Origin of the sequence: Bacillus haynesii (genome assembly GCF_014042035.1) — a bacterium.
Lineage (GTDB): Bacteria > Bacillota > Bacilli > Bacillales > Bacillaceae > Bacillus > Bacillus haynesii.
The window spans coordinates 321,813-335,410 of record NZ_CP059494.1 but is presented as its reverse complement, the minus strand read 5'-3'; the positions used below and the strand labels follow the sequence as shown (position 1 = coordinate 335,410).

Sequence of the window (13,598 nt, the reverse complement as noted above, 5' to 3'; positions counted from 1 at the left end):
TCTTTTGCTTATTCCGTTTTTTCTTTTGCTTATTCCGTTTTTTCCTTTACCCAGTCATACAATGAACGGGCTGTGTTTGTGACCGAATCGGCCAGGGCTCGGCCGGCCGAGGAAAAGAGGTTGAAAGCTTCCAGCTGTTCCAGCTCTTTTTGTTTTTCCTTCAAATCGATTTGATGGCCGAGGACTGACGCCTCTTTCGCATCCCCTTCAGATATGCTGAGCGCTGCTTTTAAATCAGGGTCCTCGTACCCTTTCATTTCAATCATTCCGTTGTTCGCCTGCTGCATGCCGAGAAGAACGCCGAAAAACATGACAGCGCAAGCCAATATGCATTTTCCCATAAAAGAAGCCACTTCGATCACCTGCTCCTATTGTTTTTTCTTATCGTCTTCACCGGAGTCTGCATCAACTTTTTCAGCATTCCAGTACATCTCGCTGAATACATCCGCCATCGCTTCTGCAGCCCGCTCCAGCTCTTCGCGGTTATTATCAACGCCGCCAAATTCGATTAAGACGGATCTTTCGTTTAAATCCTGATTATATATGCCATTATCCCCGGCAGCTCCCTTAGATATAACACCGCGGCTCAAACCCGGGTATTTTTTTTCGAGCCGTTCATGCAGCTCTTTTGCGAGCTTTAAGTTCGCTTCGAAATTAGAGCTCTTTTTGCCGAGCACAAATGCAACGCGTGCATAGCTCTTTCCTTTGACTGTTGCGGTTGTCGCTTTCTTCCGCTGCGAATCCCTGTGAATATCGATAAAATACTGCAAATCTTTGTTTTGAGCCATCGCCTCTTTGACGACCGGCCTTGATTCATCATAGGAACGGGCATAGGCCCAGCCTTTTTTCCGCAAATTCGCCTGAAAATCGGTTTTATCAACCATTGCCCCGACACCCTGCGACTTCATCGCATTTGCGAGCATATCGCTGACAAGCGTAACATTTGCTTTCGAATGAATCGCCCGATCAGGTTTTGTCTCACCTTTTAAAAAGGGGAGATACGATTCCGTATTGTGCGTATTGTAGATAAATACGACTTTGCGGCCGCCCGTCGATTGTTCAGGGGGTTTTTCCTCCCCTGTTTTCTTTTTCTGCTTCCCTTCAAGCTCTGCAAGATTCGCTTCTCTCTCCTCTTTTAAGACCTCAGTCGGCGGCGGAGATTCTGACGGCATATTCGTATAATCCGTCCCTTGCCCGGCAATGAGGATTTCTGAGTCAAAATGAGAGAAGCCCGGAAGCTCCCGTCCGAGAAAACTTCGCGGATCTTTCAAATTAATGCTGGTCGCCAGCTTCAGAACGAGGGGGGAAAGCTCAAAGCGCTTATTCGGTTCCGGCAATTCTGATGCAAAGTAGTGGTTTTCCATTCCCAAAATGAGCCCGAAGGTCTCGCCCCCCAGTTCATCAGTCACCCGGTACAACGATGAAGACGGCCTTAACTCAGGACGCAGCGATGTCAGCACGCCTGATAATATAAAAACGAGCAGCAGGCTGACGATAAATAAGAATACTGTCTTAACCGCACTTCTTCCATTTACAGCCAGCACAAACTGACGATTCCTGCCTCTTTTTCTCATTGTAAATCCCTCCAGAGCTTGTCTAGTAAATAGACTATGTCCAAGATAGAGGAAGTAGAACAAGTTCCGGTAATGCTAAATGTCATGAAAAAAAGCGGCCTGGTCAGCCGCCTTGATCTTAGTGGTTGTACATTCCTTTATTGTCTTGCGATACATTTTCATGAAGCGCTGTGTTCAGACCGTTTGCAATCACATTTGCCATATCATCGATAAATGTATCGACCTCTTTAGGGGTCACCATTAAGTTATGGCCGAGCGGAGCGAGGACTTCATGGATCAGCTGCCTTTTTTCATCCTCTCCGAGGCCTCCGACTATACCGAGAAACGATTTGCGGTGCTCTTCATCAGGAAGGTCTTCTTCGGTGAGGACCTTTCTTTTCCCAAAGCTCATCCCCGCGGGAACGAGCGACCTGGACGGACTGTCATCTCTCATCTCTCTTCCAAAATGCTTCAGCATGTAATCAATCGTATCGCTCGTGATCGTGACGGCATCGACCACTGTCGGAACACCGATGGCGATGACCGGAATGCCGAGCGTATCCTCGCTTAACTCTTTTCTTTTATTCCCCACGCCAGACCCGGGATGTATCCCGCTGTCTGAAATTTGAATGGTAGAATTCACACGCTCGATCCCTCTTGATGCCAGCGCATCAATGGCGATGACAAAATCGGGCTTTGAGCGATCGATCACCCCTTGGATAATGTCGCTCGTTTCAATTCCGGTCAAGCCCATGACTCCCGGGGAAAGCGCACTCACCGGACGGTAGCCTTCCTCTACATTTTCGGGCTGCAGCTGAAACAGGTGCCTCGTCACGAGAAGGTTCTCCGTCACCAGGGGGCCGAGCGAGTCGGGCGTGACATTCCAGTTGCCAAGCCCGACGATTAAGCAGCTGGCATCCCGCGGAATGCCCAAATAATCGAGAAACGCGGAAAATTCCTTTGCGAAGACATCGACGACTTTTTCCTGCAATACGGAATCCTGCTGTCTGATCCCTTGTGTTTCAAAGGTTAAATAGCGGCCGGCTTTTTTCCCCGACAGCTTCGCTCCTTCTTCATCAATGTCCATCGTCTGAATTTTGATCCCGTCTTTTTCGTATTCTTTGACTGTAAACCCTTTCAGCTCTTTCTTTGGAGAAGCTTCCTTTTCCTCCGCCAGATCCCTCGCTTCCACGGCTAAGTCTGTCCGGACTGCATATTGACTTAAATCGAGCTTCTTTTTCTCCATATTTGCATTCCCTCCAAAAACATAACTGGTGTTAGTGTGCCCACAAGGTCTGCAAACATTCCCGCGAAACGGAGCTTTCAAATAAAAATACTTTACATTTATATTGCAATCTAAGGGTGTGTTTGATAGAATACAATTTGTTCTATTGTTGAGATCTAACCTATAGAAAAGGAACAGAGGTTATGTCTTAGGAGGTGAAACACATTGCCAAACATTAAATCAGCGATCAAACGCACAAAAACAAACAACGAGCGCCGCGCGCACAACGCAACAATCAAATCTGCAATGCGCACTGCTATGAAACAAGTTGAAACTTTCGTAAGCAACAACGAAGCAGACAAAGCGAAAGCAGCTCTATCTGCAGCAGCAAAGAAAATCGATAAAGCAGCTAAAAAAGGTCTTGTCCACAAAAACACCGCAGCTCGTTACAAATCAAACCTAGCGAAAAAAGTGAACGGACTTTCTGCATAATAGAAAGCTTGGCCATGCCAAGCTTTTTTGCTTGCCATCATAAAAAACGGCTCTCTTAGATGAGAAGCCGTCAGACCGCAAAAATAGCGCGATTCAGGTGTGTGCCTACAGGGAGAAGCTTTCATGCCAGCCTGTCAGCCATGTTCCACTCGCACGGAGCTATTTTTTGTTTTAATGAGGCTGTCTTCGGGCAGCTGTTTTCATTCAAATATATAATTATTGATTTTTATACAAAATGAGGGAACTTCCGAAAAAGGAAGTTCCCTTGCTATGTACAAGAATAATCATTCATGGAGTTTAACTTTTAAAAGATAACCCTTTTTCCTTCAAAGCACCCCGTAATTTAGGCAAAGATGCCGGTCCCATACCGTGAAATTTCAAAATCTCTTTTTCGCTGTATTTTGATAGAAGCTGCAAAGAAGTGATTCCATTGTGTTCCAAAGCTCGTCTGGCAGGTGCAGAAAGCAATGAAAGAAATCCGTCGTCAGGTTTGCGTTGTTGCTCACAAATCGGGCAAACAGGACAATCACTGCTCTTATAATACTTGTGTCCTTCGCTGCAAGTCCTTAAATTCTTTTTTAACGTTGTCATTTTTTCATTCCTCCCTTTCTCAATTATTTATTTTCACCCTTTTTACAGCCTGCAGACTTTCAATGTTTTCGGTTTTATCTTTCCTGCCCTTTCTTATTCCTCTTCATCACTTAATTTCTTCACAAAGTCGAGATGCTTATATCCCCAACTGCACATATCGGTCAACACCGGCGCCAACGTATTTCCATGCTCGGTTAAACTATATTCAACCTTCGGGGGGATTTGCTGATAAACTTGCCGTTTGACGAGACCATCATGTTCGAGCTCCCGAAGCTGGTTGGTCAGCATCCCTTGTGTAACCCCAGGGAGCATCCGCCTTAGCTCTCCGAAGCGTTTGGTGCCTTCATGAAGTAATATAAACAGGATCAGCGGCTTCCATTTTCCTCCTATGGCGGCCAATGTTATGATGATACCTTCCGTCGTCTTCATTTCCCGGACTTTTGACTTCATCTATATCAACTCCCGATTCGGTATTCATGATATCAGTTACGGTACCATATAATCCTGGTTCGCGGTAGTACTCTTATTTTACATACATAGTACGGTTTACCGTACTGACTTAAAAAATTCTTTTACCGTCAATAGTACGGTTTAAAGGTCTATGTACGAAAAAAAAGCGTACTTTGCAAAGTCAACAATAATCGTAATAATTGGGACGAAGAAAGATTCAAGGAAAACAAAAAACGTAAAGGAAGATGTTTATGAAAATAATGGTAATTATAGCACATCCAAATCTGAAGGACTCCAAGTGGAACAAGGCACTAATGAGCGAATTAAAAAATCACCCTGATATCTTTATTCGTGATTTGTATCAGGAATATCAGAATTGGAGTATCGATGTTGAAAAGGAACAGCAATTATTACTTGAATATGACCGGATCGTTCTTCAGTTCCCATTTTATTGGTTCAGCTGTCCGCCTCTTTTGAAAAAATGGTTTGATGATGTGCTGACATACGGCTGGGCGCACGGCCCCGGAGGCGAAAACTTGAAAGGCAAAGAATTCATGGTTGCTACGACAACAGGCGGAGCGGAAGAGGAATATCGCGTTGGGGGCCGCAATATGTTCACTGTAGAAGAGCATTTACGGCCGATTGAGGGTACTATTATTCGATGCCATGGCACGTTTCTTCCAGCTTTTGCATCCCACAATCCTAATGATCATATCCTCAAAGCCGAAGCGAAGCGGTATGCAAAATATATTCTATCTCCTAAAGGTGAAGCTTGCCGATTATAAAGGTATACTGAGGACCTACGGTAAGTTTCTAAAGAAATGAAAATGCCGGAGTGTCTCACAAAGCGCATGAAATATACAACAAGAGACGGAAGCAAGAAAACGGCGGCTGACAAAAGAGCAGCGGGAAAAAAATGAACAAGTGAAAAGGCTGTCGGGATTTTCTCGACAGCCTGACGGCTCTCTTAGATTAGAGAGCCGTTTTTTCAATCGGACTGCAAAAGCTTGAGTAAAAACAGCTCAAGCAAAAGCTGCTTGTCCTTTTTTCCTGTTTTCATTTCATAATCCATAACGGCGAGATGCTCGATGATGCTTTTCAGCTCTTCTTCAGAAAACAACCTCGCCTGGTCGATCGCGAGCTTAACCCTGAACGGGTGAACTTTGAGGTTTGAGGCGATTTGCTTTTGCCCGTACCCCTGCTGCGAAAAGTATTTGGTCTGCATCAAAAGCCTGAACTGGTTGGCGATCAGCGCCATCATTTTGATCGGTTCTTCATTTTGTTTTAACAGATCATAGAAAATCTGCAGCGCTTCTGTACGCTTCCGGTTCACAATCTTGTTGATCAATTCAAAAATGTTTTGCTCGAGACCTCTGGCAACGAGTTTTTTGACGTCTTCAAGCGTGATCGAATCCCGTTCGCCGATATATGTACTAAGCTTTTTCACCTCTTGGGCAATAGCCGACAGGCTGGCATTACACAGGATGACAAGCTCCTCTGCCGCTTCTCGTTCAATGAGCTTCCCTTCTGATTTTGCAAGCCCTGCGATAAAATCAGCCGTTTCCCGGCCGTTCAGTTCTTTTGCTTCGACCATTTGGGCATGTTTTTTCAACAGCTTGGTCAGCTTTTTCCTCTCATCAAGCTTCTCATAAGGAGCGAGCAGAACAAAAACGGAATAAGGCGCCGGCTGCGCAATATAGTCCTCCAGGCTCCCGAGGTTATGCTCCATTTTGTCTTTCTTTTTTTCAGCTGTTAAAAAAGACGGGTTTTTAGCAACAACAAGACGCTTCTCCCCCATAAACGGAAAAGTTTCAGCATCTTCAACAGCAAGGTCCAATGCCTCTTCTTCCAAATCAAATACGGAAAGGTTGAAATCCTTCGTCTCTTCATCAACGACAGCTTGTCTGATCCTTTGAACCGTCTCCTGCAGAAGATACGTCTCTTTCCCGTATAAACAATAAACAGGATGAATGTCGCCTTTTTTTAAGCTTTTCCAAACATCAAATACCGTCATCTGCACTTTCCCCTCTTTCATCCTTCCTTTCTATCCTAAAGCGTGTTTTGCAATTAGTAAAGAGAGAAGCGGAGTCACCCGCTCTCTCATTTATAATAAACGCCTTCCATAAACCCCCGGGTCAGTTTATAGAAGACGATGTTCATAAATTTTAGAAAACGGTTGCATGAAGCTCCTAGATTTTTGCAAAGAATTGAATTATACTGGATATCAATAGGAGGGGTAAATTGTGAATGAATTTGAAAAAGACGTGCAAAGCAAACGTAACGATCTTGTAGATTCGGGTGTCGGTTTTATCGTGTCTTTTGGCTTTTTCGCTACAATGTTTATTATCGCTACTGTTATACATCTGGCCGCTTAACCAAGCCAAGTCATGGACACCGCTTTACTCTCCGTCAGGGAAGCGGCTTTTTGACGACTGCTGTTTTTCAGCAGTCTTTTTTTCTTGCGGGGAATGTACTTTATCATATGGAGGATGAAGCAAAAACGTTCCGTTCCCGCTTCGAAATAGGTACTGAATCGAACCGTGCCGATCTGTTCTGAACACTTTCACATGGTGACGGTTTAAGATATCCAGCACTTCCCCGTGGGGATGCCCGTAGCGGTTGTGCTCCCCCGCCGAAATGATGGCGGCTTTCGGCTCAATTTGCTTGATCAGCTCTTCCCCCGTTGAACCTTTGCTTCCATGGTGACCGACTTTCAAAATATCCGCTTTAAGATTCGGATACTCTTCCATGATTTCCATTTCACCTTCCTTCTCCAAATCGCCCGTTAACAGCCACGAAAATCCGCCCGCTTTCATCCACAATACGAGGGAACCATTGTTTTTGCTGTTTTTGTCCGCCTCTTTCGGTGAAAGAACATAAAATTCAAGATTGCCAATATGAAGGATGTCACCTCTTTTGGCTACATTCACCTTGACGCCTTCCTCCAAGGCAAGGCGAAGCAGCTTTTCATCAGAAGATTCGGCCGCAAAGCCTTTCGGCACAATCAATTGCTTGACTTTATGTTTTTGGATCAGCACCTGTGCTTCGCCAATATGATCCTGATCGGCATGGGTCAAAATCAGAGCATCGAGCTTCTTGACTCCTTTGGATGCCAGAAAAGGCATTAATACGCTCTCCCCCAGTGAAAAATCCTTCTTCCGCTTTCTCCACCGCTCTTTCCGGAAGGATACGGTTCCTCCCGTATCGATGAAAACCGTGCCATTCCGACCGGAAGCGCTGACATACATGCTGTCCCCTTGGCCGATATCAAGCATTGTGACCTCTCCTTCTCCTGCAATCTGGGGAAGACATACGTGAATCACAAACACAGCGGCAAGGAGGCAGGACGGAATCATGACCGCTCGAAACGACATCTCTTTTTCAAGAAATAGCAAAAACAGAAAAATGGCTGCGAAGTAGAAAAACAACAAAATACCCGGCGGTTTAACCGCAGAAAAAACCAAAATATCCGCAGCAGATACCGCTTTAACAGCCTGATGGCTCCACACAAGCAGACGGTCAAGCACACAGGCTGCCGCCTCCCCCAAGGGACGAAGACATATGAAAGCCAACAGGCTTCCGAAAGACAACGGCATGATGATGAAAATATAGAGAGGTATAAAAACCAGATTCATCACTGTGCTGAGAAATGAAAACTCTTGAAAATGAAAAAGCAGAATCGGGAGGGAAGCGAGCTGAGCCAAAAATGATCCCAATAGCAGCTGAGAGATTCGGCTTTTCGGCCTGATCAAAATCTCTTTTGAAAGAATGAAAACGAAGGATACGACAAAAGAAAGCTGGAATCCGGCTTGAAATAGCAAATAAGGATGATACAGCAGCAGCCCGAGGCAGGCGATGCTGATTACATCGGCACTTTTGAAGTTCTTTTTAGACAGTGATGCTAACAGATAGATTTCAGACATGAAAACTGCCCTCATCACTGACGGGGCGCCTCCGGTCAAAACTGCGGCAACGGGCAGCCCGAAAACGAGCAGCCATTTTGCGCATTCCCTCGTGACACCGAAGCGAATCAATATGTGGAACAGAGCGGCTGACAACAGACCGACATGAAGCCCGGAAATCGCTAAAAGGTGAATGATCCCAAGACGCTGATAGCCGTCCAGCACATCTTGTTCAATGAGGAACCGGTCTCCGAAAGTAAGCGCTCTTGCAATACCGGCAGCCGGGTCCGTCATATTTTCTTCTGTAAAATCAAGGCCCGCTTTTCGGATATTCAATAGAAATGGCATAAGACCGCCGCCCGGCTTGCAGTTTTTAATGGACTGAACCGAAAAAATCCAGTGAATCCCTTTTTGATACAATGATTCTTTTTGATTAAAAGCTCCAGGAACCGTCTCTTTTTTCGGTGCTTTTAATTCACCTTGCATGACACAGTTGCTTCCCGGCTGAAGAGCTGAGAGTTCTCGTTTTTCTTGTGGAGACCGGATCGTATAGCCCGCTTTCAAAGCTTCTCCCTTATCTGTTTCGGCTGTGAAAGAAAGCCGGTCTCCGTCTATTATGGGGATATCCCGAACAGAAGCGAGCGTGTGAAATTTGCCTTCATGATAAATCGTTGTATTGAAATGGTCGATTATGGAAAAAGAAGTGAAATATAAAATACATATCGCTGCACATATGATAAAAAGGAGTATTTGTTTCTTGAAGAAACAGAGGATAAAGAACAGAAAAAAACTGATGGCGAGGAAGAGATAAAGAGAAGAGTGAGCGGAGGCAATTCCGGCTGCCGCTGAAATTGCTCCACACGGGAAGATACGATGTCTGTTCATTTGATTACACGTAGCTTGTAAACAGTTTATTGGCCTCTTCGTGTATTTTCCTGATCTCCTCTTCCTCAAGGCCTTTATCAGCCAGCTGTTTGATCAGATCGGCTACAAACAATAACTTTTCCTGGTTTTTCAAGTCGATAATCATCTCCTCGAGCTCTACCTGCTCCACTTTAACAGAAGCCTGATCGAAAAGTTCAACCGCGTAAGGATGGTTTTTGTAATCCTTCGCATAATATATCGTTTTAATACCTGCCTGAATGATTGATTTACAGCATTGAATGCACGGAAAATGAGTGACATATATTTCAGCGCCTTCAGTCGGTACTCCGAATTTTGCACACTGAAGAATCGCGTTCATCTCGGCGTGAATTGTTCTGATGCAATGCCCGTCCACCATATAGCAGCCTTCATCCGCACAGTGAACACCTCCGGCGATCGATCCGTTGTAGCCTCCTGCGATAATTCGTTTATCCCTGACAATTGTCGCTCCTACAGCAAGCCTTGTACACGTGCTGCGAAGCGCCAGCAAATGGCTCTGCGCCATAAAATATTGATCCCAAGAAATCCGTTCCACTTGTTTTCCCTCCAAAATACGATGTCGACTTCCCTAAGTTTACATATGTTTATCGGCAAACGTCAATTTACTTTACCGTGATTGAAGATTTTATTCTTTCAAAAGACTTTTCTCCAATTCCCGAAACGTTCGTGATGTCTTCGATCGTCTGAAACGGTCCGTTCTCCTCACGGTATTCGATAACCGCTTCCGCTTTTGAAGGGCCGATGCCTGGAATCGCCTGAAGCTCCTCAGAGGAAGCCGTATTAATATTGACGAGACCACCGGAATTGCCTTCTGCTCTTGAGCCCGCTTCCGAAAGAGAACCAGCTGTCTCTTCCCCTTCAAATGGAATGTAAACAACCATACCGTCCTGCAAAACGGCTGCCAGATTAATTTGTTTTTGGTCCGCTTTTTTCACGGTGCCGCCTGCTTTTTTCAATGCATCGTGCACCCTGTCTCCCTCCTTCATTTGATAGACACCCGGATTTTTCACAGCGCCTTTCAAATCGATGATAACCTCCTCTTTCCCCGCGTTTTTTTCCCGCTTCGCCTCCTCTTTCTTGTCAAAAGTCTGTGCAGAAGCCTCCTCAGGAAAAGAGAGGCCGGATGAAGTTTCACGCTTTCCGCTTAACAGCATGAAGGCCGCGCTGATGATCAAGACGAGTGCAACGCCTCCCGCGGCATGCCATTTATATTGTTTTAGCCAATCTGTCAAACTGCTCACCTGCTTTCATACATATTTTGACTGAAGCCTTCATATCGTTTAAAAGATACAGGTTCAAAGGAGGGGAGAACGATTGAATATCGGCTTTATCGGGACGGGAAATATGGGGACCATTTTAATTGAGGCGTTGATTGAATCCAGAGCAGTCATTCCCTCATCTTTAACAATTACTAACCGAACGATCGACAAAGCGTTAAACATAAAAAAACGATTCCCAGACATTCAGGTTGCAGAACGGCCGGAAGAAGTGATTACGGAAAGTGATGCCGTGTTTATCTGTGTAAAGCCGTTGGATATTTATCCTTTGCTAAAACGGCTCTCACCCGTCTTCACTCGCGATCAGATTGTGGTCACCATTACGAGTCCGGTGCAGGTCGAACAGCTGGAAGCCATTGTCTCCTGCCAGGCGGCAAGAGTGATCCCGAGCATTACGAACAGAGCGTTGTCCGGCGTGTCATTATTGACTTTCGGAGAAAGCTGCACAGCTGAGGCAAAAGAAAAATTGACGTCTTTAGTGAGCAAGATCTCAATCCCTCTCGAAATCGAAAGCGGGATTACGAGGGTCGCCTCAGACATTGTCAGCTGCGGCCCCGCCTTTATCAGCTATTTGGTTCAGGAGTTTATCCAGGCGGCTGTCGAAGAAACATCCGTGTCAAAAGAGGATGCTATTTTAATGACGAAAGAAATGCTCGTAGGTTTGGGAAGGCTGCTCGAAACAGGCCACTACACACTGCCCACCCTGCAGGAAAAGGTTTGCGTTAAAGGCGGTGTAACCGGTGAGGGAATTAAGGCGCTGGAAAGCGGCGTTCAGGATATGTTCCGCCAGATGTTCCGAAACACCCATTTGAAGTATGAAGAAGATATCGCTCTGGTCAAGAAGCAATTTTCCGTTTGATTCATTGTTTCACGAATGTGCTGAGATCTCAACAAAGGAAAAATGCATTATGAAAAACCATCGTTACGATTAAACGATGGTTTTTGTTTTTTTCGCTGTATAAAAATGACGTTCCGACTCTGCGCTTGGCTCCAATTTTGAAAAATCTGCAGTGACGCATTGCACCTCAAATCCGGCTTGCTGCAATAAGCTGATGTACTTTTCCGTCTGGAAAGTCCGCTGTTCATGCGATTCATCAAACCTTTCGTACACGTCTCCGCTTTCTACGAAGAAGGTCAAATCGTGAACAGCTGAATGGAGCTCATCCCCCGCATAGCTTTGCCAGATGACGCTCACTTCTTCATCCTGATCGGCATACGTACTTCCCGGAAAAATGACATCCATTTTGTAAACGGAATGAACATCAAACAGAAGAAGGCCGCCTTCTTTTAATAGAGAAAAAACGTTTTTAAAAGTATTGAAAACGTCTTTTTCGTCCTTTAAATAATTCAGCGAGTCACAGCAGATCACGACAGCGTCGAACTCTTGCCCGTGCCCGGAAAGTTCGCGCATATCCTGCTGAAAGAACTGAATATCAAGCTGCCGGATGGCTGCTTTGTACTGGGCCTGGGCAAGCATGTCTTCGCTGATATCGATTCCTGTGACATCAAAGCCTTTTTCAGCCAAGCGGACCGATATTTCCCCCGTTCCGCACGCCAGATCAAGTATCCGTATACGTTCTTTCTGCTGTGCACCGATCGTTTTTTCAATCCAGCTGACCCACTGATCGTAAGGAGCGTGAGACATCAGCTTGTCATAAATACTGGAAAACCCTTTATAGATCATTCATTAACTCCGAACGAAAGGTCTTCAATCGGCGCGTCTCCCCACAGCTTTTCAAGGTTGTAATAGCCTCGTTCCTCTTTGTGGAAAACGTGGACAACGACATCTCCCAAATCGATTAAAACCCATCTGGCTTCGTCAAAGCCCTCCATTTTCTTCACATCAATTCCATTTTCTTCAGCCTGATCCTTAATTTCCCGGGCAATGGCCTGCACTTGTTTGTCAGAGTTCCCATGGCAAATCAGAAAATAATCAGCCACGAGGGAAATCCCCTGCATATTCAAGGCGATAATATCTTCCGCCCGTTTATCATCGCAGGCCTCTGCGGCAATTTTTAAAATTGAAGCTTGATCCATTCAGTAATTCCTCCTAATGTCTATCGTTTACTAAAGCATTATATGTGGCGACCGTTTCCGGATAAACGGCCTGATTTTTTGAAATTAAAAAGGTAATCGTATTTTTCAATGCCTGGATAAGCGCTAAATCCAAATCTTCTTCAGCGAGAGTCCGAACCTCTTCAACTCCTGGAAAACGGCGGCCCGGCTCGATATAGTCCGCTACATAAATCACTTTTTCAAGAAGAGTCATATTCGGCCTTCCGGATGTATGGAATCGAATGGCTGACAGGATGTCTTCATCCGTAATCCCGACCTCTGTTTTGACAAGTGCTGCTCCTGCCGGCGCATGCCAAAGTTCATGATGAAAATCGAGCACTTCAAGCGGCCCGCCCCCGTCGAGGATGATTTGTTTCATCTCCTCTTTCGGGCGAAATTTGGCATAGTCATGAAATATCGCGGCCGTTTCAGCTTTTTTCACATCTGCGCCAAACCGTTCGGCAAGTTTTACAGCCGTCTCCATCACGCCGACCGTATGGATGTAGCGCTGTTCTGTCAGCTGTTCTTGCACGCAGGCTAAGGCTTCCTCACGTTTCATATAAACGATTCTCCTTCACATAGACCTTCACTTCGTCAGGGATTAAGTAATCTGTCGGCTGCTGATTTTTAATGCGGTCCCTGAGTAAAGATGATGACACTTCAAAAATAGGCACATCGACAAAAACGAGCGGATACGGCGTCTCAATTTGAAAGCCTGGCCGCTTCACCCCGACAAATTGAATCATGTTGACAAGCTTGTCAATGTTTGACCATTTCGGCAGGTATTCCACCATATCCGCGCCGATAATAAAGTAAAACTCATGGTCAGGGTATCGGTCTTTCAGCAGGCGAACGGTATCAAAAGTATAAGAAGGGCCTTCCCTTTCGAGTTCGATCGTTTCCAGTTTAAATTGCTCTTTCCCCGAAATGGCGAGCTTCAGCATTTCCAACCTGTGCATACTTAGCGAAAACGCGTTTTTTTGTTTATGCGGCGGAATTTGGTTGGGCATGAACCAAATTTCATCAAGATCCAGTTTGTACAGGACTTCATTTGCCATTAATAAATGCCCGTTGTGCGGAGGATCAAATGTCCCTCCAAAAATCCCGATTTTCCTCATGATTACCACCT

At 45.4% G+C, this 13,598-nt stretch carries 17 protein-coding genes; 4 read left to right on the top strand and 13 right to left on the bottom strand.

The features are described from left to right. Positions 1 to 29 precede the first annotated feature (29 nt). From H2R00_RS01690 to gpr, 3 genes are all read right to left on the bottom strand, one after another. Positions 30 to 353: a YqxA family protein gene (locus tag H2R00_RS01690; RefSeq protein WP_154994378.1), complete on the bottom strand. Its 324-nt coding sequence runs from the start codon at positions 351 to 353 to the stop codon at positions 30 to 32. 15 nt (positions 354 to 368) lie between these two features. Further along, positions 369 to 1,574 carry a stage II sporulation protein P gene (gene spoIIP, locus H2R00_RS01685; RefSeq protein ID WP_182070349.1) on the bottom strand — a complete coding sequence of 402 codons (1,206 nt, stop codon included), beginning with the start codon at positions 1,572 to 1,574 and terminating at the stop codon, positions 369 to 371. A gap of 118 nt (positions 1,575 to 1,692) precedes the next feature. Then, the gene (gene gpr / locus H2R00_RS01680; protein ID WP_182070348.1) at positions 1,693 to 2,799 is read right to left on the bottom strand and encodes a GPR endopeptidase; all 1,107 of its coding nucleotides are present in this window, start codon (positions 2,797 to 2,799) and stop codon (positions 1,693 to 1,695) included. A 204-nt stretch (positions 2,800 to 3,003) separates the two neighbouring features. On the opposite strand from gpr, the gene rpsT reads away from it, so the two are divergent. Beyond that, positions 3,004 to 3,270 carry a 30S ribosomal protein S20 gene (gene rpsT, locus H2R00_RS01675; RefSeq protein WP_003183682.1) on the top strand — a complete coding sequence of 89 codons (267 nt, stop codon included), beginning with the start codon at positions 3,004 to 3,006 and terminating at the stop codon, positions 3,268 to 3,270. A gap of 297 nt (positions 3,271 to 3,567) precedes the next feature. Here the strand turns inward: rpsT and H2R00_RS01670 are convergent, their stop codons facing one another. After that, positions 3,568 to 3,861 (bottom strand): RNA polymerase alpha subunit C-terminal domain-containing protein, encoded by a 294-nt coding sequence (locus tag H2R00_RS01670; RefSeq protein ID WP_154994384.1) that lies wholly within the window; start codon positions 3,859 to 3,861, stop codon positions 3,568 to 3,570. A 93-nt stretch (positions 3,862 to 3,954) separates the two neighbouring features. After that, on the bottom strand, positions 3,955 to 4,311 hold the full coding sequence (locus H2R00_RS01665) for a winged helix-turn-helix transcriptional regulator (RefSeq protein ID WP_182070347.1): 357 nt from the start codon (positions 4,309 to 4,311) through the stop codon (positions 3,955 to 3,957). Positions 4,312 to 4,562: 251 nt separating this feature from the next. Here H2R00_RS01665 and H2R00_RS01660 point away from each other — a divergent pair, with 251 nt between their 5' ends. Continuing rightward, entirely contained in the window at positions 4,563 to 5,096 is a 534-nt protein-coding gene (locus H2R00_RS01660) for an NAD(P)H-dependent oxidoreductase (protein WP_154994388.1), read from the top strand. 203 nt (positions 5,097 to 5,299) lie between these two features. Here H2R00_RS01660 and holA read toward each other — a convergent pair whose 3' ends face one another. Beyond that, entirely contained in the window at positions 5,300 to 6,325 is a 1,026-nt protein-coding gene (gene holA, locus H2R00_RS01655; protein WP_182070346.1) for a DNA polymerase III subunit delta, read from the bottom strand. A 229-nt stretch (positions 6,326 to 6,554) separates the two neighbouring features. Here holA and H2R00_RS01650 point away from each other — a divergent pair, with 229 nt between their 5' ends. After that, entirely contained in the window at positions 6,555 to 6,686 is a 132-nt protein-coding gene (locus H2R00_RS01650) for a YqzM family protein (protein ID WP_003183686.1), read from the top strand. Positions 6,687 to 6,710: 24 nt separating this feature from the next. Here H2R00_RS01650 and H2R00_RS01645 read toward each other — a convergent pair whose 3' ends face one another. From H2R00_RS01645 to H2R00_RS01635, 3 genes are all read right to left on the bottom strand, one after another. Continuing rightward, positions 6,711 to 9,098, bottom strand: a complete 2,388-nt coding sequence (locus H2R00_RS01645; RefSeq protein ID WP_182070345.1) for a DNA internalization-related competence protein ComEC/Rec2 — start codon at positions 9,096 to 9,098, stop codon at positions 6,711 to 6,713. 4 nt (positions 9,099 to 9,102) lie between these two features. Beyond that, positions 9,103 to 9,672, bottom strand: a complete 570-nt coding sequence (locus tag H2R00_RS01640; RefSeq protein ID WP_154994394.1) for a ComE operon protein 2 — start codon at positions 9,670 to 9,672, stop codon at positions 9,103 to 9,105. Between the two features lie 67 nt (positions 9,673 to 9,739). Beyond that, positions 9,740 to 10,369: a helix-hairpin-helix domain-containing protein gene (locus H2R00_RS01635; protein WP_154994395.1), complete on the bottom strand. Its 630-nt coding sequence runs from the start codon at positions 10,367 to 10,369 to the stop codon at positions 9,740 to 9,742. Positions 10,370 to 10,451: 82 nt separating this feature from the next. On the opposite strand from H2R00_RS01635, the gene comER reads away from it, so the two are divergent. After that, on the top strand, positions 10,452 to 11,273 hold the full coding sequence (comER, locus tag H2R00_RS01630) for a late competence protein ComER (protein WP_217903537.1): 822 nt from the start codon (positions 10,452 to 10,454) through the stop codon (positions 11,271 to 11,273). Positions 11,274 to 11,342: 69 nt separating this feature from the next. Here the strand turns inward: comER and H2R00_RS01625 are convergent, their stop codons facing one another. Genes H2R00_RS01625 through H2R00_RS01610 form a run of 4 tightly spaced genes read right to left on the bottom strand, consistent with a single transcriptional unit; the run spans position 11,343 to position 13,587 of the window. Next, positions 11,343 to 12,098 (bottom strand): class I SAM-dependent DNA methyltransferase, encoded by a 756-nt coding sequence (locus H2R00_RS01625; RefSeq protein ID WP_154994399.1) that lies wholly within the window; start codon positions 12,096 to 12,098, stop codon positions 11,343 to 11,345. Then, positions 12,095 to 12,451 carry a ribosome silencing factor gene (rsfS, locus tag H2R00_RS01620; protein ID WP_003183699.1) on the bottom strand — a complete coding sequence of 119 codons (357 nt, stop codon included), beginning with the start codon at positions 12,449 to 12,451 and terminating at the stop codon, positions 12,095 to 12,097. Before rsfS ends, H2R00_RS01625 begins: the two co-directional genes overlap by 4 nt. A gap of 13 nt (positions 12,452 to 12,464) precedes the next feature. Beyond that, positions 12,465 to 13,028: a bis(5'-nucleosyl)-tetraphosphatase (symmetrical) YqeK gene (gene yqeK, locus H2R00_RS01615; RefSeq protein WP_182070344.1), complete on the bottom strand. Its 564-nt coding sequence runs from the start codon at positions 13,026 to 13,028 to the stop codon at positions 12,465 to 12,467. After that, entirely contained in the window at positions 13,018 to 13,587 is a 570-nt protein-coding gene (locus H2R00_RS01610) for a nicotinate-nucleotide adenylyltransferase (RefSeq protein ID WP_182070343.1), read from the bottom strand. The genes yqeK and H2R00_RS01610 overlap by 11 nt, the downstream gene beginning before the upstream one ends. Between the last annotated feature and the right edge of the window lie 11 nt (positions 13,588 to 13,598).

Coding starts and splice junctions, on each gene's coding strand:
- H2R00_RS01660 (WP_154994388.1), top strand. CDS start 4,563: ATGAAAATAATGGTAATTATAGCACATCCAAATCTGAAGGACTCCAAG.
- gpr (WP_182070348.1), bottom strand. CDS start 2,799: ATGGAGAAAAAGAAGCTCGATTTAAGTCAATATGCAGTCCGGACAGAC.
- rsfS (WP_003183699.1), bottom strand. CDS start 12,451: ATGGATCAAGCTTCAATTTTAAAAATTGCCGCAGAGGCCTGCGATGAT.
- spoIIP (WP_182070349.1), bottom strand. CDS start 1,574: ATGAGAAAAAGAGGCAGGAATCGTCAGTTTGTGCTGGCTGTAAATGGA.
- yqeK (WP_182070344.1), bottom strand. CDS start 13,028: ATGAAACGTGAGGAAGCCTTAGCCTGCGTGCAAGAACAGCTGACAGAA.
- H2R00_RS01665 (WP_182070347.1), bottom strand. CDS start 4,311: ATGAAGTCAAAAGTCCGGGAAATGAAGACGACGGAAGGTATCATCATA.
- H2R00_RS01670 (WP_154994384.1), bottom strand. CDS start 3,861: ATGACAACGTTAAAAAAGAATTTAAGGACTTGCAGCGAAGGACACAAG.
- holA (WP_182070346.1), bottom strand. CDS start 6,325: ATGACGGTATTTGATGTTTGGAAAAGCTTAAAAAAAGGCGACATTCAT.
- H2R00_RS01610 (WP_182070343.1), bottom strand. CDS start 13,587: ATGAGGAAAATCGGGATTTTTGGAGGGACATTTGATCCTCCGCACAAC.
- H2R00_RS01645 (WP_182070345.1), bottom strand. CDS start 9,098: ATGAACAGACATCGTATCTTCCCGTGTGGAGCAATTTCAGCGGCAGCC.
- H2R00_RS01625 (WP_154994399.1), bottom strand. CDS start 12,098: ATGATCTATAAAGGGTTTTCCAGTATTTATGACAAGCTGATGTCTCAC.